The 21338-nt window shown below is 69.1% G+C and carries 17 protein-coding genes and 2 pseudogenes; 10 read left to right on the top strand and 9 right to left on the bottom strand.

All coding sequences use genetic code 11. The annotated features are described in order from the left end of the window. The first annotated feature begins 24 nt into the window (after positions 1 to 24). Positions 25 to 849, top strand: a complete 825-nt coding sequence (locus FB470_RS33290) for an SDR family NAD(P)-dependent oxidoreductase (protein ID WP_306998070.1) — start codon at positions 25 to 27, stop codon at positions 847 to 849. Between the two features lie 621 nt (positions 850 to 1470). Here the strand turns inward: FB470_RS33290 and FB470_RS33295 are convergent. The 5 genes from FB470_RS33295 to FB470_RS33315 form a co-directional block, all read right to left on the bottom strand. Continuing rightward, positions 1471 to 1833 (bottom strand): hypothetical protein, encoded by a 363-nt coding sequence (locus FB470_RS33295; RefSeq protein ID WP_306998072.1) that lies wholly within the window; start codon positions 1831 to 1833, stop codon positions 1471 to 1473. A gap of 3 nt (positions 1834 to 1836) precedes the next feature. Beyond that, positions 1837 to 2544: an ABC transporter ATP-binding protein gene (locus FB470_RS33300; RefSeq protein WP_306999613.1), complete on the bottom strand. Its 708-nt coding sequence runs from the start codon at positions 2542 to 2544 to the stop codon at positions 1837 to 1839. A gap of 11 nt (positions 2545 to 2555) precedes the next feature. Beyond that, entirely contained in the window at positions 2556 to 5339 is a 2784-nt protein-coding gene (locus FB470_RS33305; RefSeq protein ID WP_306998074.1) for an ABC transporter permease subunit, read from the bottom strand. Positions 5340 to 5441: 102 nt separating this feature from the next. Next, complete coding sequence (locus FB470_RS33310; RefSeq protein WP_306998076.1) at positions 5442 to 6653, bottom strand: ABC transporter substrate-binding protein; 1212 nt, start codon at positions 6651 to 6653, stop codon at positions 5442 to 5444. Between the two features lie 581 nt (positions 6654 to 7234). Then, positions 7235 to 8242 (bottom strand): NAD(P)H-dependent flavin oxidoreductase, encoded by a 1008-nt coding sequence (locus FB470_RS33315; protein ID WP_306998078.1) that lies wholly within the window; start codon positions 8240 to 8242, stop codon positions 7235 to 7237. Between the two features lie 1649 nt (positions 8243 to 9891). Here FB470_RS33315 and FB470_RS33320 point away from each other — a divergent pair. The 5 genes and pseudogenes from FB470_RS33320 (at position 9892) to FB470_RS35910 (ending at position 12671) form a co-directional block, all read left to right on the top strand. Beyond that, complete coding sequence (locus tag FB470_RS33320; RefSeq protein ID WP_306998080.1) at positions 9892 to 10290, top strand: hypothetical protein; 399 nt, start codon at positions 9892 to 9894, stop codon at positions 10288 to 10290. Positions 10291 to 10399: 109 nt separating this feature from the next. Further along, positions 10400 to 11617, top strand: coding sequence for a cytochrome P450 (locus tag FB470_RS33325; protein WP_306998082.1), 1218 nt, complete (start codon positions 10400 to 10402; stop codon positions 11615 to 11617). Between the two features lie 273 nt (positions 11618 to 11890). Beyond that, positions 11891 to 12070: pseudogene (locus FB470_RS35900) on the top strand (hypothetical protein); the annotation flags it as partial. 98 nt (positions 12071 to 12168) lie between these two features. Then, a complete protein-coding gene (locus FB470_RS35905) occupies positions 12169 to 12399 on the top strand; it encodes a hypothetical protein (protein ID WP_370876715.1) in 231 nt (76 codons plus the stop codon). Further along, on the top strand, positions 12324 to 12671 hold the full coding sequence (locus FB470_RS35910; protein ID WP_370876717.1) for a transposase: 348 nt from the start codon (positions 12324 to 12326) through the stop codon (positions 12669 to 12671). Before FB470_RS35905 ends, FB470_RS35910 begins: the two co-directional genes overlap by 76 nt. Before the next feature lie 189 nt (positions 12672 to 12860). Here the strand turns inward: FB470_RS35910 and FB470_RS33330 are convergent, their stop codons facing one another. The 4 genes and pseudogenes from FB470_RS33330 to FB470_RS33345 all read right to left on the bottom strand — a co-directional run bounded on the left by FB470_RS33330 (position 12861) and on the right by FB470_RS33345 (position 16857). Continuing rightward, complete coding sequence (locus FB470_RS33330) at positions 12861 to 13796, bottom strand: NADP-dependent oxidoreductase (protein ID WP_306998084.1); 936 nt, start codon at positions 13794 to 13796, stop codon at positions 12861 to 12863. A gap of 35 nt (positions 13797 to 13831) precedes the next feature. After that, complete coding sequence (locus FB470_RS33335) at positions 13832 to 14266, bottom strand: nuclear transport factor 2 family protein (RefSeq protein ID WP_306998086.1); 435 nt, start codon at positions 14264 to 14266, stop codon at positions 13832 to 13834. A 25-nt stretch (positions 14267 to 14291) separates the two neighbouring features. Beyond that, positions 14292 to 14734 (bottom strand): annotated as a pseudogene (locus FB470_RS33340) (SDR family oxidoreductase); the annotation flags it as partial. A gap of 1118 nt (positions 14735 to 15852) precedes the next feature. Then, a complete protein-coding gene (locus FB470_RS33345) occupies positions 15853 to 16857 on the bottom strand; it encodes an alpha/beta fold hydrolase (protein WP_306998091.1) in 1005 nt (334 codons plus the stop codon). Between the two features lie 16 nt (positions 16858 to 16873). Between FB470_RS33345 and FB470_RS33350 the strand changes: the two genes are divergently transcribed. From FB470_RS33350 to FB470_RS33365, 4 genes are all read left to right on the top strand, one after another. Beyond that, positions 16874 to 17434, top strand: coding sequence for a hypothetical protein (locus FB470_RS33350; RefSeq protein ID WP_306998093.1), 561 nt, complete (start codon positions 16874 to 16876; stop codon positions 17432 to 17434). 126 nt (positions 17435 to 17560) lie between these two features. After that, the gene (locus FB470_RS33355; protein ID WP_306998095.1) at positions 17561 to 18676 is read left to right on the top strand and encodes a helix-turn-helix domain-containing protein; all 1116 of its coding nucleotides are present in this window, start codon (positions 17561 to 17563) and stop codon (positions 18674 to 18676) included. Positions 18677 to 18757: 81 nt separating this feature from the next. After that, entirely contained in the window at positions 18758 to 19702 is a 945-nt protein-coding gene (locus tag FB470_RS33360; RefSeq protein ID WP_306998097.1) for an alpha/beta hydrolase, read from the top strand. 11 nt (positions 19703 to 19713) lie between these two features. After that, a complete protein-coding gene (locus FB470_RS33365; RefSeq protein WP_306998099.1) occupies positions 19714 to 21312 on the top strand; it encodes a flavin-containing monooxygenase in 1599 nt (532 codons plus the stop codon). The last annotated feature ends 26 nt before the right edge of the window (positions 21313 to 21338 follow it).

The following is a 21338-nucleotide window of genomic DNA, read 5'->3' on the forward strand; positions in this document are numbered from 1 at the left end:
CCCAGCCGCTGTCGAGGAGGACACGTGATCGACTCACCCATCACCCTGACCCCCCAATACGACCGTGTGATCGTCACGGGGGGCGGGTCGGGCATCGGGCGCTCCGTCGCGCTCGCGCTCGCGGCCACCGGGGCCCACGTCTACGTCCTCGGCCGGCGGATGCCGCGCCTGGAGAAGACCGTCGAGCTGGGCACCGGCCTCAACGGCGAGATCACCCCGATCGCCTGCGACATCCGCCGGGCCGAGATCGTCGACGAGGTCTTCACCCGCATCGAGGCCGACGACGGCCCAGCCCCGCTGCTCTACCACTCCGCCGCGGCAGCGTACGCCGCACTGGCCGAGGACATCACGCCCGCGGGCTTCTTCAAGGTCGTCAACGCCTCACTCATCGGCGCCTTCCACGTCATCCACCGCTGGGGCACCGGCCTCATCGCCGCCGGCCTGCCCGGCGCGGCGGTGGCCGTGACCAGCGCACTCGCCTCCCGCGAGACCCCCGGGATCGCCCACTCCAGCGCCTCCAAGGCCGGCGTCGAGGGCCTGATCCGCTCCATGTCCCGCGAGTGGGGCCGCTACGGCATCCGGCTCAACGCGCTCGGACCGGGCCCGTTCCCGTCCGAGGGCACGAACGACCTCTGGGAGCACGACTCCATCCGCAACCGGATGGAGAGGACGACGGCGCTGGGCCGCTACGGCACCGAGGCCGAAATCGTCGGTCCCTCGCTGTTCCTGCTCAGCAAGTACGCCGCGTACATCACCGGCGTCTCCCTGCAGGTCGACGGCGGACTCCGGCTCGCCTCCTACACGGTCCACTCGCCGGAGGAGGTCGCGCAGCAGACCGCGACGACCTGAGCACCAGACCGAATCACGCAAGGAAGCAGCACCCGTCGACCGTTCGGTCGTCGAGCGACCACGCGAACTCCACCCCAGGCGGGACGGGCCCATCTCCTCAATGCGGGTCGGGGGCTGCGGCCGGGCGCCGATCCGGCAGTCATCAGCTCAGCGTCGTCGCCTGGCACAACATGCCGGGCGGCGATGGCTCAGGTCAGCGGACCCGGCGAAGGGTGAACACGCTGGAGGAGACCGTCGACCTCGTCAACAAGAACGGTGCCGAGGCGACGGCCACGGACCGCCGACCTGTCCACCCGGACGGCGCGGAGCCCAAGGAGACCGAGGCCTCGTCGGCGATCGCCGAGAAGGCTTGGTCGACCAGCTATCCAGGATCGTGTCCGCGCCCTCGACCAGCTCCGGCGGGCGAGTGCGTAGCCTCGGCAGCAGCGCCGCCCGCGGCCGAACGCGATGCGCGCCGGCTTCGATGACGACCTGTCAGTAGAGGTAGGTGATGTCATCCTGCCGGTCGGGTGCTGTCCTCGGCAGCCGGTCCCTGCTGCGCGAGTCAGGCCGCGTGCTTGTCGAAGTGCTGCAGCGTCACCTCCGTGAAGACCGACTCGGCCGTCGCCACCAGGGCGCCGCTCACCTGGAGCCGCATGTCCCCGTCGATGTACCAGTCTCCGCTCTCCACCCCGTCGACCAGCCACGCATGCCGAGCGGCTCCTCGATCGAAACAGGCCTGCGATAGTTCACCCCGAGCCACCGCGTCACGGCGAAATCCGGGCTGTCGATCGTCGTCGCGAGGCCGAGCATCTCGTCGAACACAACGCCGGCGGGACCGCCGTGGATCACCCGGGCCAGCCCTCCACGGGCGGAGGAGAACACGATCGGCCCATCCTCCTCCGTCCATTTCGTCAGGCCCAGCCGGCACCTGCCGGAATCCTCGCAACCGCCGCACAGCTGGTGCCGGCGGTGTTCCCGGAGGTACTCAGGCGTCAGCGGCACGCCTCAACCTTCGGCCGCCACCTGGTCGGCCGGGGTGGCGCCTGGTCCCCCCAGGTACAGCGCCTCCACCTCCTCCTCGCGCTCACGCAGCTCGGCCCCCGGCAGCTCCAGTCCGATCCGGCCCTCGGACATCACCAGGGCCCGGTCCGCGACATCGGCGGCGTAGGCGATGTGCTGCTCCACGAGCAAGACGGCCACGTTCGATGTGCGGGCGAAATCCCGGATGGTCTCGAACAGCCGGTCACACACCACCGGGGCCAACCCGAACGACAGCTCATCCAGCAGCAGGGCCTTCGGCCGCCGGCAGATAGCCCGGGCCAGCGACAGCATCTGCTGCTCGCCGCCGCTGAGCATGCCTGCCGGGACACCGATCCGCTTGCCCAGCTCCGGAAAGATCTCGGTGACCTCGTCGGCGGACACCCCTGCGATCTTCAGGTTCTGCGCGACACTGAGCTTGGCGAACACACTCCGCCCCTCGAGGACCAGCCCGAGATCGCTGCGCGACCGCTTGTGCGGTGGGCCGGAAAGCACCCTGCCGTCAACGGTGATGGCGCCCTTGGCCCTGGGCAGCACACCCGAGATGGCCATCAGCGTGGTGCTCTTGCCGGCACCGTTACGGCCCAGCACCGAGACGATCTCACCGCTGGCCACCGACAGGTCGAGACCCTCGACCACGGGCGCGTGCCCGTAGCCCGCGGTCAGCCCCCGCACGTCCAACCCGCTCACGAGACCGTCTCCTTCTTGGGCGCGATCGCCTGCTGCTCGGGAAGTTCGTGCGAACCGAGGTAGGCCTGCCGGACCTCCGGCCTGCCGAGGACCTCCTCAGGGGCGCCCTGGGCGATCACCCGGCCGAAGTCGATGGCGACGACGGTGTCGCACAGCCCGGCCACCACGTCGAGGTTGTGCTCCACCAGCAGCACACCGATCTTGGCCGTCTCGACCAGCGCCCGGATGGCCGTGATCACCTCGGCACGTTCGGTGCCGCTGAGCCCGGCTGTGGGCTCGTCCAGGCAGATGACCTCCGGCTCACTGGCCAGGGCACGGGCGATGGCCACGATCCGCTGCGTGCCCTGGGGCAGGTCCATGACCTGGCGGTCCAGCAGCTCCTCGAGACCGAGGAGCGCGACCGCCGTGGCCGCGACACCGGACAGCTCGTGCGGCCCCGAGCGGATCAGGCCGGAGGCATACCCCAGCAGGTCGCGACGGTCGGCCGCCGCGAGCAGGTTCTCCCGCACGGTCAGGTCGACGAACAGCTCCAGGTTCTGGAAGGTACGGGTCAGACCCGCCCGCGAGCGCTTGGTGGCCGACAGACCGATGAGCTCGCGCCCGCCGAGGGACACCGAGCCCGACGCGGTCGCGAAGCCCGTGATCGAGTCGATCAGCGAGGTCTTGCCCGCGCCGTTGGGGCCGATCACACCGATCACCGCGCCGCCGACGACGTCGAGGGTGACCGCGTCGACCGCCTTGACCGGGCCGTACTTCACCGTGACGTCGCGAACGGTGAGCAGCACCTGCCCGGCGCGGCGTTCGGCGCCGGGCAGGATCCGGTCAGTGCCCGAGGCCCGGTTCACCTCCGCGGAAACCGGCTCGGCGGCGGTGCGGTCCGGCTCGACGGGCGGCTCGGCCGCCACGGCCGGCGCGGCACCGCGGCCGCGAAGCTTGGCGAAGAGGTCGCCGAACTGCTTCTTCATCCGGTCGATCTCGCCATCCGGGTGCGTGATCATCACGATGACCACGAAGATTCCGGACAGCACCGGCAGCCACGCGTCGATCTCGTCGACGTTGCGCAGGATGTACGAGAAGGGGCCACCGGCCGCGGCGCCACCGGCGAACACCGCACCCGGAATCATGCCGAGGCCACCGACCGTCGTCCAGCCGAGCGCGTTGATCGACTTGAAGACGTCGAAGTTGTCGAATGTCGCGACCTGCATCCGGAAGGCCAGCAGCACGCCGGCGATCCCGGCGACACCACCGGCGATCGCGAACCCGGCCAGCTTGGCGCCCGGCACCGAGATGCCCAGCGCGGCGGCGCCACGCTCGTTGGCCCGCACGCCAGCCATCCGGCGACCGGCCCGGCTGCGGCGCAGGCACGCGATGCCGAGCGCGGCGAGGGCGAACACGACGCAGGCGAACACGGCGTACCCACGTGGGCTCCGGGCAGCCACCAGCGGGATACCGAAGATCCTGGGGTCGGTGATCGGCAGGCCGTTCAGGCCACCGTTGGTCTTCGGGTTGATCAGCAGCGCCGTCTCAATGACCAGGGCGAACCCCAGCGTCGCCACCGCCAGGTCGACACCACGCACCCGGATCGCGGGCAGGCCGACGAGCCAGCCGAGCAGGGTGGCCGCGATGATGCCCAGCACCAGGGCCAGGGCGATGTCGATGTGGAAGAGGCGCGACAGGTGGGCGACGAACAGCGACGTCGCGCCCGCGATGGCGAACGGGGCGAGGCTGAGCTGACCGGCGTAGCCCGTGGCCACGACGATCGACAGCGCGATCAGTGACACGATCGCCATCGTTGTCAGCGCGACCGCCCAGCCGACCGGCAGGAACAGCACCGCGACCACGGCCAGGACGGCCGCGACGAGGATCACCGGGGGCCGCAGCAGACCCGCGCCGATCCGCGGGAGCCGCTGCTCGGCGTGGCCACGGCCGGGAAGCGTGCTGCCACCCACCATCAACGCCACGATGATCACGCCGAACGGGATGATCTTGATGAACGCGCTGTCCCACTGGTAGGCGACGAACAGCGATTCCAGGATACCGATCGCCAAGCCCGCGATGATCGTCGACGGGTACTTGGTGAACTTGCCGAACAGTGCGGCGGCCAGCGCCGGGAAGATCAGAAGCGTCAGACCGGACGGGGAAAGCCCCGTGGTCGGGACAAGCACGATGCCCGCGGCGGAGGCGAGCGCGCCGCCGATGGTCCACATCAGCAGACCGCTCGCGTGCGGGGAGACTCCAAGAACACTCGCGGCGTCCGGGTTCTCCTGCACCGCGGCGGCGGAGAGCCCCAGCCGGGTCCGGCGGAACAGCGTCGCGAGACCGATCGCCAGCAGGATGGTGACGCCGAGGACGACGATGGTGCCGTAGCTCATCGAGGCGCCCCACAGGTGCAGGGCACCGTCGGGGACGAACGACTTGACGATCCTGACCCGCTCCGAGTAGATCACGGTCGCGAGGCCCTGCAGGACCATCAAGACGCCGAGCGTCGCGACCAGTCGCGCCAACTCGATGGAGTTGCGCAGCGGACGCATGACGACCGCATACACGATCGCGCCGAGCGCGGCGCCGGCGACGATGCCCGCGGGCACCGCGATCGAGGCGGGCAGTTTCTCCTGTTTGAACAATTGGAAGAAGACGTAGGTGCCGACCATGCCCATCGCGCCGTGGGCAAGGTTGATCACCCCGGTGCCGCGGTAGACGGTGACGATGCCGACCGCTGTCAGCGCGTACGCGCCGCCAGAGGCCAGTCCGAGTACGAGGAAGGGCCAGAGTTGGGACATCCTGGGGGCTCCTGTCGGCGTTGGCAGTGGGCCTTCGGGTGTGGCGATGGGTGGGGTCGCCGCGGACCCCACCCACCTGTCCGCGCTACGGCTGAGCCGGGCTCAGCGTTTCGGAGCGGGACCGGCCAAGGCCGACTCGAACGTGTCGGTGGTCGCCGACAGCTCGCCGTCCACCACCGGGCAAGGCAGCGCGTAGACATTGACCGCGCGGGGCTCCTTGGGGCTCGGCCCGGGCTTGGTGAAGTCCAGCGGCGCGCTCATGCCGGTGTCGATCGGGCCGGAGTTGAGCCACTTCACGATGCCCGCACTGCTGATGTCCGTGATCGTGCCGTTGTTGACGGCCTCGGCGAACAGGTTCGGGCCGAGCCAGGTCGCGATGGTCGACTCACTGATGGTGTCGTCGATGTCGCTCGCGTACTTCGCGGCGTCGTCGATCATCTGCTGGCGACGTGCGGACTTCGAGCCGTCCAGCTGGTATGTGGCCAGCAAGGTGGCCTTCAAGCCATTCGACTGCACCTGATCGAGGAACTGCTGCCCCAGCGTGCCGGTGGTGCTGACGACCGGGATGTTCAGGCCGACCTGCTTCATCGCCTGCATCAGCTGGATGGCGGCGGACTCCTGGAGCGCCGTGACGACGGCCTTGTCGCCGTTGGCCTTGAGCTGTGTGGCGACCGGGACCCAGTCCGTGGTGGTCGTGTCGGTCAGCACGTTGTCCACCTGGGTGGTCCGTCCGAGCGCGTGGAGGCCCGCCCGGATGTAGTCACCGGTGACCGCGCTGGTGGAGAAGCCCGCCATGCCGATCCGGTCCGCCGCCGGGTCCAGCACGAGCGCCACGTTCGAGAACGCCACCCGGGCGGAGCCGCACGGGAACGACCACTGGGAAGTCAGCTCCTGGGTCACCACGGGAGTGTTGCAGAACAACGGGATCTTCGCCGCCTCCAGGGCTGACAGCAGCGTCGCCTGCTGGCGCCCGATGGTCCCGGTCACGAAGAGGACCTTGTCCTCGTTGACGAGCTTGTTGGCGCACTGCGCCGCCGTGCCCGCCTCGTCCTTGTCGTCGCAGACGACGATCTGAATGGGCCGGCCCTTGACACCGCCGCGCGAGTTGATCCCGTGCTCCGCCGCCTTCGCGATCTTGGGGATGTCCGGGAAGGCCAGGGTCGCCCCCGCGATCGGAGCCATCACCCCGATCCTCACCGGTTCCCCGGTGAGTCCCGCGCTCGTGTCATCCGAGTCGCCACTCGAACACCCCGCGAGAGCCACGAGCGTCACCAGGGTCACGCCCATCGCCATTGAAAGCCGAACCCGCCGCACATTTCCTCCAGAACCGTCTCACCCGTTGGGTGACATTTAGTTAAGTGAATGACGTTTTGTTCATCGCCCAGAAGTGTGACATGCGACTGCCGGAGCGTCAACGGTTAACGCTGACGAAGTGCTCATGAACTGAACGGCATGTTCGCTTACCGAATGCGGGAGTATTACATGTCACCCTGCAGCGGGCAAGCGCGGAAAATGGGAAACATGATGCGGTGAAGACCGGTCAGGAAACCACCGGATTCAGGGTCGGCAATGTGCTCGGGTCCGAGGTAGCTGGTCGCCGTCAGGCGGACCGTGGTGGTATCCCCTTGGTCATTTCCCAGCTTCCGTGGTCGCCAGACGCCGGAGAGGTCGCCGTCCGCTGCCTTCGTCCCCATCTGTCTGTCCGAAGTGGCCGGTCGCCACCCGCACGGCCTGTCCAGCCTGGGGACAGCAGCCCGGCCCACCCGGCGTGCGGAACACTCCCAGGGAAAGGTCGGCGTCCGCTTCGCCCCATCGACCGCGGGACGAAGTTCCTTGTCGACGATGGTGCGAGTCAGTTCTGCCCGGGCGGCCGGCTTCGGGATGGCACGAGCCGGTCAGCGGGCATCGGTGTGCTCCGTCTCCCGCCCGGACAGGTAGCCGGGCAACCGAGCACCGATGATGTCCGCTGCCTCGGCCACGATGGTGTCGATGACCTCCCGGCAGCTGGCCACCTCGTCGATCAGGCCCTGCGTCTGGCCTGCCCACCACACTCCCCCGTCGACATCGCCGTCGATGAGCACGCGTTGCCGGCCCCGGGCGCCCGAAGCCAGCTCGGCGACATCGGCGAACGTCGCGCCCGGGCGGGAACCGATTTCGGCGATCTGCTCGGAGACCGCGTTTCGGGCCACTCGCGCGGTGTTGTGGAACGAGCGGAAGATCAGCCTCGTGTCCCGCTCGGAGTTGGCGACCACCTGCCGCTTGACGGCTTCGTGAACTGGAGCTTCGTCGGTGGCGATGAAACGAGTACCCATGTTGACCGCGCACGCACCCAGGGCGAGTGCGGCGACCAGTCCCGCACCGGTCGCGATACCGCCGGAGGCGATCACCGGGATGTCGAGCGCCTTCACCGCCGCCGGAATCAGGATCAGGCCCGGAACGTCGTCCTCGCCAGGGTGCCCGGCGCACTCGAAACCATCGATGCTGATCAGGTCCACACCCTTGGCCTGCGCCGACAACGCATGCCGCACGCTCGTCGCCTTGTGGATCACCCTGATACCGGCCGCCTTGAAGTCGGGCAGGTGCGGCTCAGGGCTGGAACCGGCCGTCTCGACGACCGTGATCCCCGCTTCGACGATCGCCATCCGGTACTCGTCGTAGGGCACCGGGTCGATGGTCGGCAGGATGGTGAGGTTGACCCCGAACGGCCGGTCGGTCAACTCCCGCGTCCGCGCGATCTCCTTGACCAGATCCTCAGGTGTCGGCTGAGTCAGCGCCGTCAGGAACCCAAGGGCACCCGCGTTGGCGACCGCACTGATCAACGGTGCGGTGCCGTATCCGGTCATGCCGCCGCACAGGATCGGGTGCTCGACACCGAACAGCCGGGTGAACTCGGTTTTGATCATCGGTCTCCTTCAGACGTCGAGCAACCGGCCGGGGTTCGTCGCGCGCCGGGCGGGATCACCCGGCGGATGCTCTCGACGCGCATCGCGAGCGACGAACGGTTCACGGTGCTCCCGGCGAGTGCGGCGTCATCGGCACTGGTGCCGCAGTCCATTCAGCGCACCTTCCATGATCCCGGCGTCGGCGTGGCACGAGCACGCAGCGTTGACGTCGACTTACCGACGCCGACGAACTTCCACGCACCCAGCGGAGCCCTCCTCACTCGTCCTGGTGCCGCAGGAGAACACTCGACGGCAGCCGGCCGGTTCTTCGTGTCGACCGCCCGCGCGTACTTCTGCTGCGGGCGAATGACCGCGACGTGGTCCTCCGCCTCCGACATAGTGCTGCCTTCCTCTGCGACTGCAGGTCGTCCAGGGACTGGTCGGCATCCGAGGACTTCCGAGTGGCCCAGCGGTGCGCCGACGGCGACGCCCCGCTGCCGCAACACTTTTCACGCGGCGGTGCGCATTGCCGAGGCAGACGGTGTCGCATGGAGCTGCTCGGGAGGTGGTCAACGTAACCATAGACAGGATTACAAGTCAACGAGTAACCACATCGTTCAATTACTTTACAGTGCTTCAGTAGATGCGTAAGCGGTTGGATGACCGGCGTGCGTGGAGGCCGTGGGTGTTCCTGCTGCAGGAGCCGGGATACGGCTCCGGGATGACGTACTGCGGCTGCTGCGGGACTGGACCGAGGCCGGCTGATCGGCTGGTCCCGCGCCGCGGTCCACGGCTCGCCTGTCGGGCGGTAAGGAGGCCGAAAACCGGTGCGAACCCGGTCGACCGCGCCCGCACCGGCTCCAAACATCATGTAGTCACCGAAGCGGCCGGATCCCGCCAGCGGTGACACCGACCAGCGGAAGCGCAACGACATTACCCAGCTTGCTCCGCTACTCGAGGCCCTCTCCCGGCGCGAGGCCGGTGTGGACGGCCCCGCTGCCGTCCGGACACGCCCTACGCCGACCTGCCTACGACTTCGACAAGCACCGGGACCCCGTGCGCGCCAGGGCATCGCATCTCGCTTCGCCCGCCGCGGCACCGAACACGGCTCCTGCCTCGGCCTCCACCGCTGGGTCGTCGAGCAAACCATCGCCCTGCCGCACTCGTTCCGGCGCCTGCACACCAGCTGGGAAATTCGCGCGATCCGGGTTCGTAGGCATGCCCGCGAACTCGTAAAAGCGGTGGAGCACGGCGAGGTCATCAGCCATGGAAGAGATCTCTCCTGCGCACACGGGTCAGGGATCAGGTCGGCACGCCGTCCGATTGGCGTGCCGGTCGAGGGTGAACCGAACCGGGCAACGCCGAGCCTAGACAGACCGTCGGGTCAATCAATAGGCTGTACGTCGCTTGCACGACGCTGTGTCAGCGGAGCACCGTAAGGAGGGGCGCCGTGAGCCGTGAGCTCGCTTCCCATGGTGTCGACACTCGCGCACAGAGCTCCTCATCAGCCGCGACAGACTCGGTGCCCGACTCGCGAACATCGGCGTCCCGCTCCGCCGGGTCTCGGCGTCGGAGCTTCGGCCGGGGACAGCACCGCGCCTGCCGCTGGACTCGCCGATTCAGCCGTGGGAGCCGGTGTCCATCAACTACACCAGCGGCACAACGGGCCCTTGACGGGCGCGCTGACCGCCTCCATGTGTGCGGCCATGACGGCCCACGGGGTGTTCACCACGTACGTCCTGCCCACGGACTTCCTGCTGGCCGGCCTGCAAGGCTTCCTTGTCCGCACGACGGCATCGATGCTGCTCGCGCAGCCGGAGAAGCCGGACGACGCGGATACTCTGCTGCGTCGCATCCTCGTGACGCCGATGCTCGGCGGCCCCGCGACGTTCATGCGCCGTTTCGGGCTGGACAACGTCTTCGGGTCCTGCGGTCCCACCGAGTGCGGGATCGAAACGATCCTCGACGACCCTGGCCGGACACGCGTGCCCTCGGCGTGCCGCGGGACGACATCCAGGTCGGACCGTCGACGAGCACGGCATTCCGGTCTCCTCCAGTACCGCCGGTGAGCTGATCGTCCGCTCCGAGCGCCCGTGGGAGCTCATGACCGAGCACTGAGGCCGGCCCATCGGTCCTGTCCGACGACCGCGCGACGCCGCGCGGCGAAAGGAGCACGACGTGAGCATTCACCAGTCCGCCGACCGGCCCGTCTTCGACGCGGCCGATCCCCTGCTCGTCGAGGACCCCGGCGCCTACTACGCGCGGATCCGCCGCGCGAACCCTAGCCATGTGGTGCCCGGAATGGGCCTGACGTTCTTCCGCCACGCGGAGTGCAACCGCGTCTTCCGAGACACCCGCTCGTTCGGCAACGACCCGCTCCGCTCGCTGCGCTTCCAGCAGCTCGAGCGCACGGATCCGGCTGCCGCGGCCGAGACCCGGCGATTCCTGGACCACCGCTTCTTCGACGAGATCGACCCGCCCGACCACACGCGCATCCGCCGGGTCTTCGACCGGCTCTTCGGTCGGCGCAACGCGCTCGCCCAGCGCGAGCGGATCACCGAGCTCTTCACCGCCCAGCTCGACCGGCTCGACGGCGCCCGCGAGTTCGACCTCGTCACCGACTACGCCTACGCCGTCCCGATCCGCATGGTCACCGAGCTGACCGGGATGCCCGCCCACGACGACCCGAAGATCGCCGGCTGGCTGTTCGACATCGCAAACAACTTCGACTTCCGCTTGATCGACGGAATGTACCGCGCGGGCGCGCCGCTCTTCGAGCACATCGAGGAGTTCGTCGCGGGCAGGCGCCGGGACCCCCAGGGAGGCTTCATCGACGAAGTCATCGCCGCCGAGGACACCGGCGAGCTCAGCCACGGCGAGCTCCTCGGCGCGATCGGAGTGCTGCTGGTGGGTGGATTCGAGACCACGGCCAGTGCCCTGTGCAATGGGGTGCACGCCCTGCTCGTCCATCCCGAGCAGTTCGCCCGGCTGCGCGACGACCCGGCCCTGCTCGAACCCGCGGTCGAGGAGATGCTCCGCTTCGACGGCCCGGTCGCGGCACAGAAGCGGATCGCACTGACCCGCGTGGAGCTCGGGGGGCACGTCGTCGAGCCCGGCGAGGAGGTGCGCGTCGTCATCGCCTCGGCCAACCACGACGAGGACGTGTTCGACGACCCCGGCACGTTCGACGTCGGGCGGCGGCCGAACCCGCACCTGTCCTTCGCGGCGGGAGTCCACCACTGCCTCGGCGCGCCGCTCGCGCGCCAGGAGATGCCGATCGGCGTCGAGGTGCTGATGCGCCGCTACCGCGAGATCCACCTGCTGGAGGCCGTCGAGCGGAAGGCCTTCGGCTCGAACACCCTGAACTCGCTGAAGGTCGCCGTCGTCCCACGGTGACGGCGCGCCGCCAGGAAACCACGCCCTCGAAGGGGAAGCGGCCCCACCGACGGTGAGCCCTCCGAAAGAACCCCGCCGTTCTCGCTGCCGCTCACTCGACAACCGCCCTGTGCGAATCGGGTAAAGAGGGCCTGTGAGACGAGCGGTGTCCGATGTGGAGAGCCGGAGGACTCGAACCCGCTGCCGGCCTGGATTGGGCTGGATGAGCAGCTGGTCAGCCAGTTGGTGGACCGCGCGAAGGCGGGTGGGCTGCAGAACCGGCCCTTGGACGTGGTGTATCCGGTGATCTTCACCGATGCGGTGCACGTCAAGATCCGTGACGGGCCAACGGCCCATCTACGTCGCGCTCGCGGTGACCTGCGAGGGGCATCGCGACATCCTCGGCCTGCGTGCCGGCGACAGTGGGAAGGGCGCCAAGTACTGCCTCACGTGCTCACCGAGATCGAAAACCGCGGTGTGACCGACGTGCTCACGCTCGCCTGCGACGGCCTGGCCGGGCTGCCCGAGGCCATCCCCCCGCGTGGCCGCGCACGACCACCCAGACCTGCATCGTGCACCTGTTGCGCAACAGCTTCCGACATGCCGGTCGCCGGCATGGGGACGCCATCGCCAAAGCCGTGCGCCCGGTCTATGCCGCCACACGGAGTCCGTCGCCAAGGAACGCTTCGCCGAGTTCACCGAAACCTGGGGCGGCAAGTATCCGGCCATCGCGCGGTTGTGTGGGTACGCCTGGGCCGAGTTCGTGCCGTTCCTGGCCTTCGACCCGGAGATCCGGCGGGTGACCTGCTCGACCAACGCCATCGACTCTGTCAACGCCCGCATCGGGCGTGCCGTGAAGGCCCGCGGGCACTTGCCCACCGGCACCGGGTGGAAACGGAGGACCATGCGCTGGAAAGCGGTACTGGTCGGCATTCTCGTTGTTGCACCAGCTGTTGGGGGGGTCCTGTCGGTGAGGCACGCGCGTCGTTGGTGCCTTCGAGTCGGTGGTGGTGCAACATCTCGTTGCCCTGGTCCCAGGCCGGCGGGCGGCACAAGCCCGGCAGGAGGCGGATGAACGTGCGGATCAGGGTGTCGCCGCCCGCTTGCGCGCTGGGGTCCGCGGCGAGGCGGTCCAGGATCGTGAACGGGTCCTGCGTTCCACCAGGGTGATGATCGCGGCCGTTGCCCGGCGCGGCGGAGCAGCCGGTCATCGATCTCAGCGAGGATCTCCACATTGTTCTTTTCTGCGGACGAGCCGCGCCGCTCAGAACCGCAGCACGATCCGGCCCCGCACCCCGCCCCGCGCCAGCTCGTCGTGCGCCGCGCTTGCCTCCACCGCATCCCGCACGTCGGTGTCGAGCGGGCGCAGCACCCCGGCGGCGGCCAGGTCGCGCACCCGCTCGAGCAGGTCCCTCCGGCCGCGGTCGCGGGTGACGAACACGTGGTGCCGTTCGATCCCTCGGCCCGGGGAAGTCGGCCGGGGCCGCACGCAGGCCAGGACCCCGCCGTCCCGTATCGCGGCGTCCACCAGCTCGTCCTGCACCGCGCAGTCGACGAGCCCGTCCACCCCGTCAGGCGCGACGGCGCGCAGGTGCGCGGCGACCGCATCCCCGCGCTCGACGACGTGGTCGGCGCCCAGCGCCCGCACCCGCTGGACGTCCGCGGGCGCGGCGTCGGCGAGGACCACCAGCCCCGCCGCGTGGGCGAGCTGGACCACCAGCCCGCCCACCGCGCCGGCCGCTCCCGTCACCCCGACCGTCGCGCCCTTCTCCAAGCCGAGCGCCTCCAGTGCGAGCGCGGCCGTCATCCCGTTCATCGGCAGGGTCGCCGCCCCGGCGAAGTCGAGGTCCGCCGGGATCACGACCGCCTGCTCTGCAGGCACGACGACCTGCTCCGCGTAGGCCCCGGTCGGCGAGTCGAACGGCGAGACGATCGCCATGACGCGGTCGCCGGGGGCGAAGGGCACGCCCTCACCGACCGCGTCGACGGTGCCGGCCGCCTCCATGCCCGGGACGTGCGGGGGAGTCCGGGTGCCGAGGGCCTCGGACCGGGCTCCCGCCCGGAACACGAGATCGGCCGGGTTGACGGTCGCGGCCGCCACCCGGATCCGGATCTCGCCGGGACCGACCGCGGGGACCGGGAGGTCGAAGGCCCGCAGAACCTCAGGCCCTCCGAAAGCGTCCAGACCGATGGCGCGCAAGGCCCCGGCTCCTCTCTGCAGATCTGGTGCGAAGACTAGGACTCGACGGCGAAGCCGGTCTCGACGCCGGCGAAGGCCCGCTCGACCACCCGGGCGTCGAAGTACTCCCGCCAGAGTGTCACCTTGTCGTCCCGCACCTTCACCACGCACACGTAGTGGTTGTCGTAGGCGCCGCCATTGCCGCGCAGCACCGAACGGCCCGTCCACTCCACGAAGTAGGTCCCCTCCTCGTCGGTGGCGAACACCTCGACGTCCCGCGCGGTGAAGCTCTCGAAGGTGTCGGACATGTTCGACATCCCACCGACGATGGCCTCCTTCCCGACGTACGACGTCGGGAAGCCCGCGGGCACGAACGGCCACTCCATCACGCCGTCGTCCGCCCAGAGGGCGAAGTACCGCGGCATGTCCATCGACGTCATGGCGTCGATGAGATCGCGCACCTTCTGCTTGCCGTCCACGGTGATCGTCATCGATCCGTCCTTTCGGGAAGGTGTTTCAGCTGCGGGAGGACCCGGGCACGGAGCCCCTGGGCCTGCTGAGGGCGGTGGCGAGGCAGCCGCCGTCGGCGGGCAGCGCGACGCCGGTGACGAACGACGACTCGCCGCTCGCGAGGAACAGGATCGTGGCCGCGAGCTCGCGCGGCTCCCCGATCCGGTTCAGGGCCTGGTCGAGGACGGAGTTGTCCTTCGCCTCGTCGAAGTTGGCCACCCAGTTGCGGGACATGGGGGTGTCCACGAAGCCCGCCTGGATGGAGTTGGCCCGGATCCCGTCTCGCCGTACCCGGCGGCGACCACCTTGGTCAGCGCCATGACCCCGGCCTTGGCCGCGCCGTGGAGGCCGATGTGCGGACACGCCACCGGTCCCGCAGAGGACGCCATTGTGACGATCCTGCCGCCGCCCTGGGCCTGCATCACCGGGATCGCGTACTTCATCCCGAGGAACGTCCCCTCGCAGGTTGACGTCGATCAGGGTGTCGGGAGTGACCGAACCGGGCACCGAGTACGTAGATCCCGGTACACGTCGTCGATCCGTCCGAGGCGATCGCGGTGTGGTCGAAGTCGACGACAACCTCGGACGGGACCCAGGGCGGGACGGTGGGGACGGTCGTCTGTTCGGTTTCGGACGTCATCGTTCGCTCCGATCTCTGGCGCGTTCCGCTCCGGAGAGCTCGGTGGGCCAGTGGATGAGGCACATCACACCGGCTGACTGACGCCGTGTCAAGTCATCGATGATGCATGTGCCTAATGACGACCTGGTGGCATCCCCCACGCACGGCCGTGCCCCGGAGTCCGTCGACGCGTCGAACTCCGGCAGACGCACGGATCTCTACCCGGCCCGAGAGCGGCAGCGGCTGCGCAGCCGGGCCCGGATGCTGGAGGCAGCGCTGGAGGTCTTCGACCGGGACGGGTACACGAAGGCCCCGGCGCGAGGAAGTAGCCACGGCAGCGGGCACGAGCCGAACGGCCTTCTACCCGCATTTCAGCTCGAAGGTCGATGCCGTGCTGGACATCTCGAGGCCGCTGTCGGAGGAGGCCCCGAACCCAGCTGTACGAGTCGCTCGAGGCCTACGAGGACCCCAGGTGGGGACATCTGCGGCAGTGGGCAGCCACCGCCGTCGACTTCTGGCGGCGCAACCGCAAGGCGATCGGCGACATCAACCAGGCGCCGGCGGTGGAGCCGGAATGGCACACGAGTTCCTCACGATGGTCGACGCGAGCGTCGAGGTGCTGAGCGGCCACCCGACCCGTTGGAGGGCGCGGAGCCCGAGGGCGCGCGGCTGCGGGCGAACCTGTTCGTCCCGCAGCTGGACCGCTTCTGCTACTTCTGCCTTCTCCGCGGCAGCCATTCGACGACGAGGCCTCACTGAGCGCGCTGACCGGCAGAGTCTGGGCACTGATCCACCCGCCGTCAGGGGACGTACTTCGCTCCTGACGGCCTCGCCCCGATGGATGTGTGGACTCAATGGTGAACGGCTCGCACAGTCTTTGCCCGTCGTCTTCCACTCCGGATCACCAGGCCCCGGACCCCGCGACAGAAGTGAGACGCCGGCCCCTCGCTACACCCGGCGAAAGCTCACGGTCTCGTCGATCCACTGCAGGGCCCGGGCGAAGAACTCCGGGGCGTTCGGCGCGAGGTTCAGGTCGTGCCCGCTGCCAGCCAGGACGAACGGCGTGACCGAGCGCGCGGCGGCATACCGCGGCCCCTCGACAAGGGCCACCTCCTCGGCCGTCGCGCACGGCCCCACGGCGCAATGGAAGATGCGCTCCCCACTGCCCTCCGCGAGCAGCACCGGTGCCGTGATCAGGTCCGACTGCACGCCCGCCATGCCGGTCGGGAACGTCGCGAGCTCGCCGAGCGTGATGGTGTCCGGGATCGCCTCGTCCGCCGCGAGCACGTCCGGGTCCGCGCCGCTGGGACCGTAGAAGTACTCGGCCCGGGCCCCGGGCTTCGGCTGCACTTCGCCCGGCTGCCCAGGCGCGGGCTCGACCAGGCGATTCGCGGCCAGGCCCGTCACCAGATCGGGGGCGGGAAAATGGGTGAAGCCGGACACGACAACCCCGTCCACGTCATGGAACAGTGCCGCCTCGTCGGTGGCGTTGATGGAGCCGAGGGAGTGCCCGACGGTGACGACCGTGGCGAACCGGTGGCCCGCCACACCGTCGTGGCGGAGCCGCTGGACGACCTGATGCAGCGTGTATGCGTCGTCCGGGGTGGTGACAAGGGGGGCCGGCACCGAGTCGCTGCGGCCGGTATTGAGCCGCTCGAACGTGATGGTCGCCCGACCGTGGGCGTTCATGAAGTCCACGTAGGAATTCCGCTTGACCGGAAAGTCCCAGTAGCTCGAGTTGTACGTCGCGCCGGGCACCAGTAGCTGCACGAGATCCGGGGTGTCATCGCCAGGTACGCAGAGCCGGACAGCCACCGCCTGCGCCGCGGGCAGGCCGGGCGCGAGCGCTACCGGAACCCGGTCATCCCAACAGGTTGGTACGGCGGCCTCCGCGCCGGGTGGCCGTACGGCCGCGACGGTCGCCAGCAGCACAGCCGCCGCTGCACTGACCATACGTCGAATCCTCGGCATGACCATCTCCATCGTCGTCGAGAGACCGATCCCGGATTATCGGGACACTATGTCACATAGTGACATTCAGTTCAGCACGTACGCGATCACGACCACTCGCGCGAGTGACGCAAGGCCGTTCAGGCATGGTGACCGGGGTGACGCTGAAGGTGCACAGCCGGAACGTGACGACCTTCTCGTTGTCACCAGCGGGTTGTCGAACACGGGACCGCGTCCGGCTGTTCGCCTTGACGGTCGATCTGCGGGCCACGGCGAGAGCGGCCGGCCTCCGGACCACCTCTACGGCCTCGACCGGTTCGCCCGCGAGGCGATCCGGATCGTCGACCACTCGGCCGGCAACCGGCGCGAGCGGGATCGGCGATTTCATGCCGAGAACGCGGCAACCGGGTCCGACACGCCGGAGGAAGCCGGTGGCCGGTTCTACGGGCACAGACGGTGCCAGCGCAATTCGCTGATCGATCCCGCCCAACTCCCCACTGCGGCCCCACCACTGCGGGTGCCCGCTCATCACATGGTCGCCGGCGCCGGCAACTCACCTGTCTCACAACGACCTCGATGATGCCGACCCCCAGGATCATTGGACACTGCGTCACGTGCTGACATAACTTCTACCGAACGCTTCACGCCAGGGCTATCGTCGAAGCGACGCGTGATGCCGGTGACTGCCACGACGAGGTGGAGGCCCATGAGCTCAGAGGACCCCGGTGTGCTGCGGATCGTGGATCATTTCGATCGACTGCTCGAAGAGTGCGCCGATCTCGCGACGGTGCTCCGCGAAACCGCGGAATTCGGCGGTTGCACCGTCGGTTTCCGCTCAGCCGACCAGGTACTGTGCAGCGAAGCAGCACCCGGCGCGCAGCAGGCCGGGCCCGCCGAGACGATCACACACCGATTGCCGTCCGGCGCCGAGGTGTGGCTGACGCGCGGCGGCCGCACCTCGGCACCCGACGCGGTGCTGCTCAAACGGCTCGCCGCGACATGCCGGATCGTGCTCGGCCGCGCCCGGTGGGAGCCACCGGTCCTGGGTGACCCGGCGCTGGTCGAGCTCGTCGTCAACGGGACCGCGGACGAGGTGGCCCGCTCACGCGCGCTGAAGCTGCTCGGCTACGAACCGTCGGCGCCGCTCCGCGTCCTGGCGATGATGGCCGACGACAAGAGCGCCCACACGGTCGCGCACCGCCTCGGTGGCCGTACCGGCGGGACTCACCTCGCCGGGCTCGGCCGGCTGCACATTGTGACCACCCCGCTCGAGGTGCCCGCCGACCTGGCGGTCCCCGTCGGCACGCACATCGCGGTGGGGCCGCGGCTCGCGGGCCTCGAAGCCCCGCGGTCCTGGCATGCGGCACGCGCCCTGCTGAGGTTCACGCTTCCCAGCACCCACGAATCCCCGCCCTATTCTCCGGAGGAAGCGGTGATCGCCGAGCTCGACAACGTCGGTTGCTTCACGCTACTCGCTCGCTATCTGCCCGCCGAAGCGATCTCGGAGGCCGACGAGGTCCCGGTGCTGGACGCGCTCGCCGCGGAGCCCGGCGGGGACGAGATGCTGCGCCTGCTGGAGACGGTAGCGGCGACCGAGTCGTTGCGGAAGGCCGCGGCCATGCTGCACCTGCACCACAACTCGGTGCGGCTGCGGGTCGGACGGGCCCAGCGCATGCTCGGGTTCGACGTCACCGCACCCTACGGGCGGGTCCGCCTCATGCTCGCGCTCGTCCTCCGCAGGCTCCGCGACTCCGCAGCACCGCCGCTCCAACGATCCGATTGGCGCGCAGATCGGCTGCAAAGCGGACCAGCTGCCCAGTGACTGGCGTCACAGGTCGTCTCATGCTGGATCTCGCCCGGACGAACGACACACCGGGGAACCCAGCAGAGAATGAGGAAACCTATGGCATTGGACGAGGCAACAAAGTCGTTCCTCGCGCAGATGTCCGCCGCGGGCGGCAGTCCGCTCCACGAACTCGACCCGGTCACCGCGCGGAAGGCCAGCGCGCTGCCGGAGGACCTGATGGGACCGGGGCCCGAAATGGCGCGGGCCGAGGAGAAAGCACTGGCCACACCCGACGGCGGCGTGCTCGGGATACGCGTCCTGGTACCCGGCGACTCGCCCGCCGGCGTCATCGTCTACTACCACGGCGGCGGCTGGGTGATCGGCGACATCGACCAGTTCGACACCCTCGGCAGGGTGCTCGCGGACCGGACCGGCTGTGCCGTCGTTCTGGTGAACTACCGCAAAGCCCCCGAACACCCCTACCCCACCGCCGTCGAGGACGCCTGGCAGGCCCTCAACTGGGCACACGACAACCTCGCCTCGAACTCAGGACGCACCCTGCCACTGATCGTCGCCGGAGACTCCGCAGGCGGCAACCTCGCGGCTGTGATGGCACAGCGGGCCAGGACACGGAACGGCCCGAACATCACGCTTCAGGTCCTGATCTACCCCGTCACCGACGCGGACTTCGACCGCCCCTCCTATGTGGACCCGCAGAACCAGCTGATGCTCAGCCGCGACACCATGATCTGGTTCTGGAACCACTACGCCGATCCCGCTCGCCGCAGGGAACCCGACGTGAGCCCGCTGCACGCCGACGACCTGTCCGGGCTACCACCCGCAGTGGTGATCACGGCCGAACACGACCCCCTCCGCGACGAAGGCCAGGCCTACGCCGCAGCGCTGGAAGCCGCCGGGGTTCCGGTGCACCACCGGCTGTTCACCGGGCAGATGCACGGCTTCTTCACGATGGTCAACCTCCTGCCGGGCAGCGCGGCCGGCATCGACTTCGTTGCCACGGAGATCACCGGGCACCTGCGCAACGACACCGCCGGACGCTGAGGGGAGCCAGGATGACCGACTACGACTTCGACGCTTGTGTGATCGGGGCCGGGTTCGCCGGCATGTACATGCTCAAACGGCTCCGCGACGCCGGTTTCACCACCCACGTCTTCGAAACCGCCGACGACGTCGGCGGCACCTGGTACTGGAACCGCTACCCGGGCGCCCGCTGCGATGTGGAGAGCCTCTATTACTGCTACAGCTTCGACGAGGAACTGCAACAGGAATGGGAATGGAGCGAGCGCTATCCGGCGCAGCAGGAGATCTTGCGCTACTGCCAGCACGTCGCCGACCGCTACGACCTGCGCGCCGACATCTCCTTCTCCACCACCGTCGAATCCGCCATCTACAGCGACGACACCAGGCTGTGGACCCTGCGCACCACGACCGGCAGGGAGGTCACCGCGCGCTACCTGATCAGCGCCGTCGGCTGCCTCTCCGCCGCCCGGGTGCCTGACTTTCCCGGGCTGGACGCCTTCCGCGGCGAGACCTACCACACCGGACAATGGCCGCACGAGGGCGTCGACTTCAGCGGCAAGCGCGTCGCCGTCGTCGGCACCGGCTCATCGGGCATCCAGGCCATTCCGGCGATCGCGCGCTACGCCGAAGACGTGACCGTCTTCCAGCGAACGCCCAACTACAGCGTCCCGGCGCGGAACCGCCCGCTGGATCCGGCCGAGCAGGCGAAGGTGAAGGCGGACTACCCGCGATTGCGCGCCGAAGCCCGGATGACCCCGGCCGGCACGCTCGCCGAGCCCACGGGTAAGAGCGTGTTCGAAGTTCCCGAAGACGAGCGCCGCGCCGAGCTGGACCGGCGCTGGGAGAACGGCGGAGCGGCCTTCCTCGCCGCGTTCGCCGACACCATGCTGAACGTGGAGGCCAACGAGTTCTCGGCGGACTACGTGCGCGGCAAGATCCGGGAGATCGTGCGGGACCCGGATACCGCGGAAAAGCTCACCCCGCGGGACTACCCCCTCGGCGCGAAGCGCATCTGCGTCGACACCGACTACTACGCCACCTACAACCGCCCCAACGTCCACCTCGTCGACCTGCGTGCGAACCCGATCGAAACCATCACGCCCACCGGAATCCGCGCGGGCGGCACGGATCACGAGTTCGACGCGATCGTGTTCGCCACCGGCTACGACGCCATGACCGGCCCCCTCAACCGCATCGACATCCGCGGCACCAACGGACAACGGCTGCGTGACAAGTGGTCGGCCGGGCCGCGGACCTACCTAGGGGTCGCCACCGCCGGCTTCCCGAACCTGTTCATCATCACCGGACCCGGCAGTCCTTCCGTGCTGAGCAACATGATCGTGTCCATCGAGCAGCACGTCGAATGGGTCGCCGACTACCTCGAATACCTGCGGGACAAGGGTTTCACCCGGGTCGAGGCCGCGCTGGACGCCGAGGACCAGTGGGTCGACCACGTCAACGAGGTCGCCTCTGCGACCCTCTACCCGAAGGCCGCGTCCTGGTACCTCGGTGCGAACGTTCCGGGCAAACCGCGCGTGTTCATGCCCTACCTCGGCGGCGTGGACGTCTACCGCGGCATCTGCGACGACGTGGCGGGCAGTGACTACAAGGGATTCCTGCTCCAGGACTGACCCCGCCGGGAGACGGGCAGGTGGCT

Source organism: Amycolatopsis thermophila (assembly GCF_030814215.1).
Lineage (GTDB): Bacteria > Actinomycetota > Actinomycetes > Mycobacteriales > Pseudonocardiaceae > Amycolatopsis_E > Amycolatopsis_E thermophila.

Bases quoted from the DNA above. Each gene is read 5' to 3' on its own strand.
- FB470_RS33315 (WP_306998078.1), bottom strand. From the start codon at position 8,242: ATGATCAAAACCGAGTTCACCCGGCTGTTCGGTGTCGAGCACCCGATC.
- FB470_RS33365 (WP_306998099.1), top strand. From the start codon at position 19,714: ATGACCGACTACGACTTCGACGCTTGTGTGATCGGGGCCGGGTTCGCC.
- FB470_RS33335 (WP_306998086.1), bottom strand. From the start codon at position 14,266: ATGACGATCACCGTGGACGGCAAGCAGAAGGTGCGCGATCTCATCGAC.
- FB470_RS33350 (WP_306998093.1), top strand. From the start codon at position 16,874: ATGACCATCTCCATCGTCGTCGAGAGACCGATCCCGGATTATCGGGAC.
- FB470_RS33305 (WP_306998074.1), bottom strand. From the start codon at position 5,339: ATGTCCCAACTCTGGCCCTTCCTCGTACTCGGACTGGCCTCTGGCGGC.
- FB470_RS33360 (WP_306998097.1), top strand. From the start codon at position 18,758: ATGGCATTGGACGAGGCAACAAAGTCGTTCCTCGCGCAGATGTCCGCC.
- FB470_RS33345 (WP_306998091.1), bottom strand. From the start codon at position 16,857: ATGGTCAGTGCAGCGGCGGCTGTGCTGCTGGCGACCGTCGCGGCCGTA.
- FB470_RS33355 (WP_306998095.1), top strand. From the start codon at position 17,561: ATGAGCTCAGAGGACCCCGGTGTGCTGCGGATCGTGGATCATTTCGAT.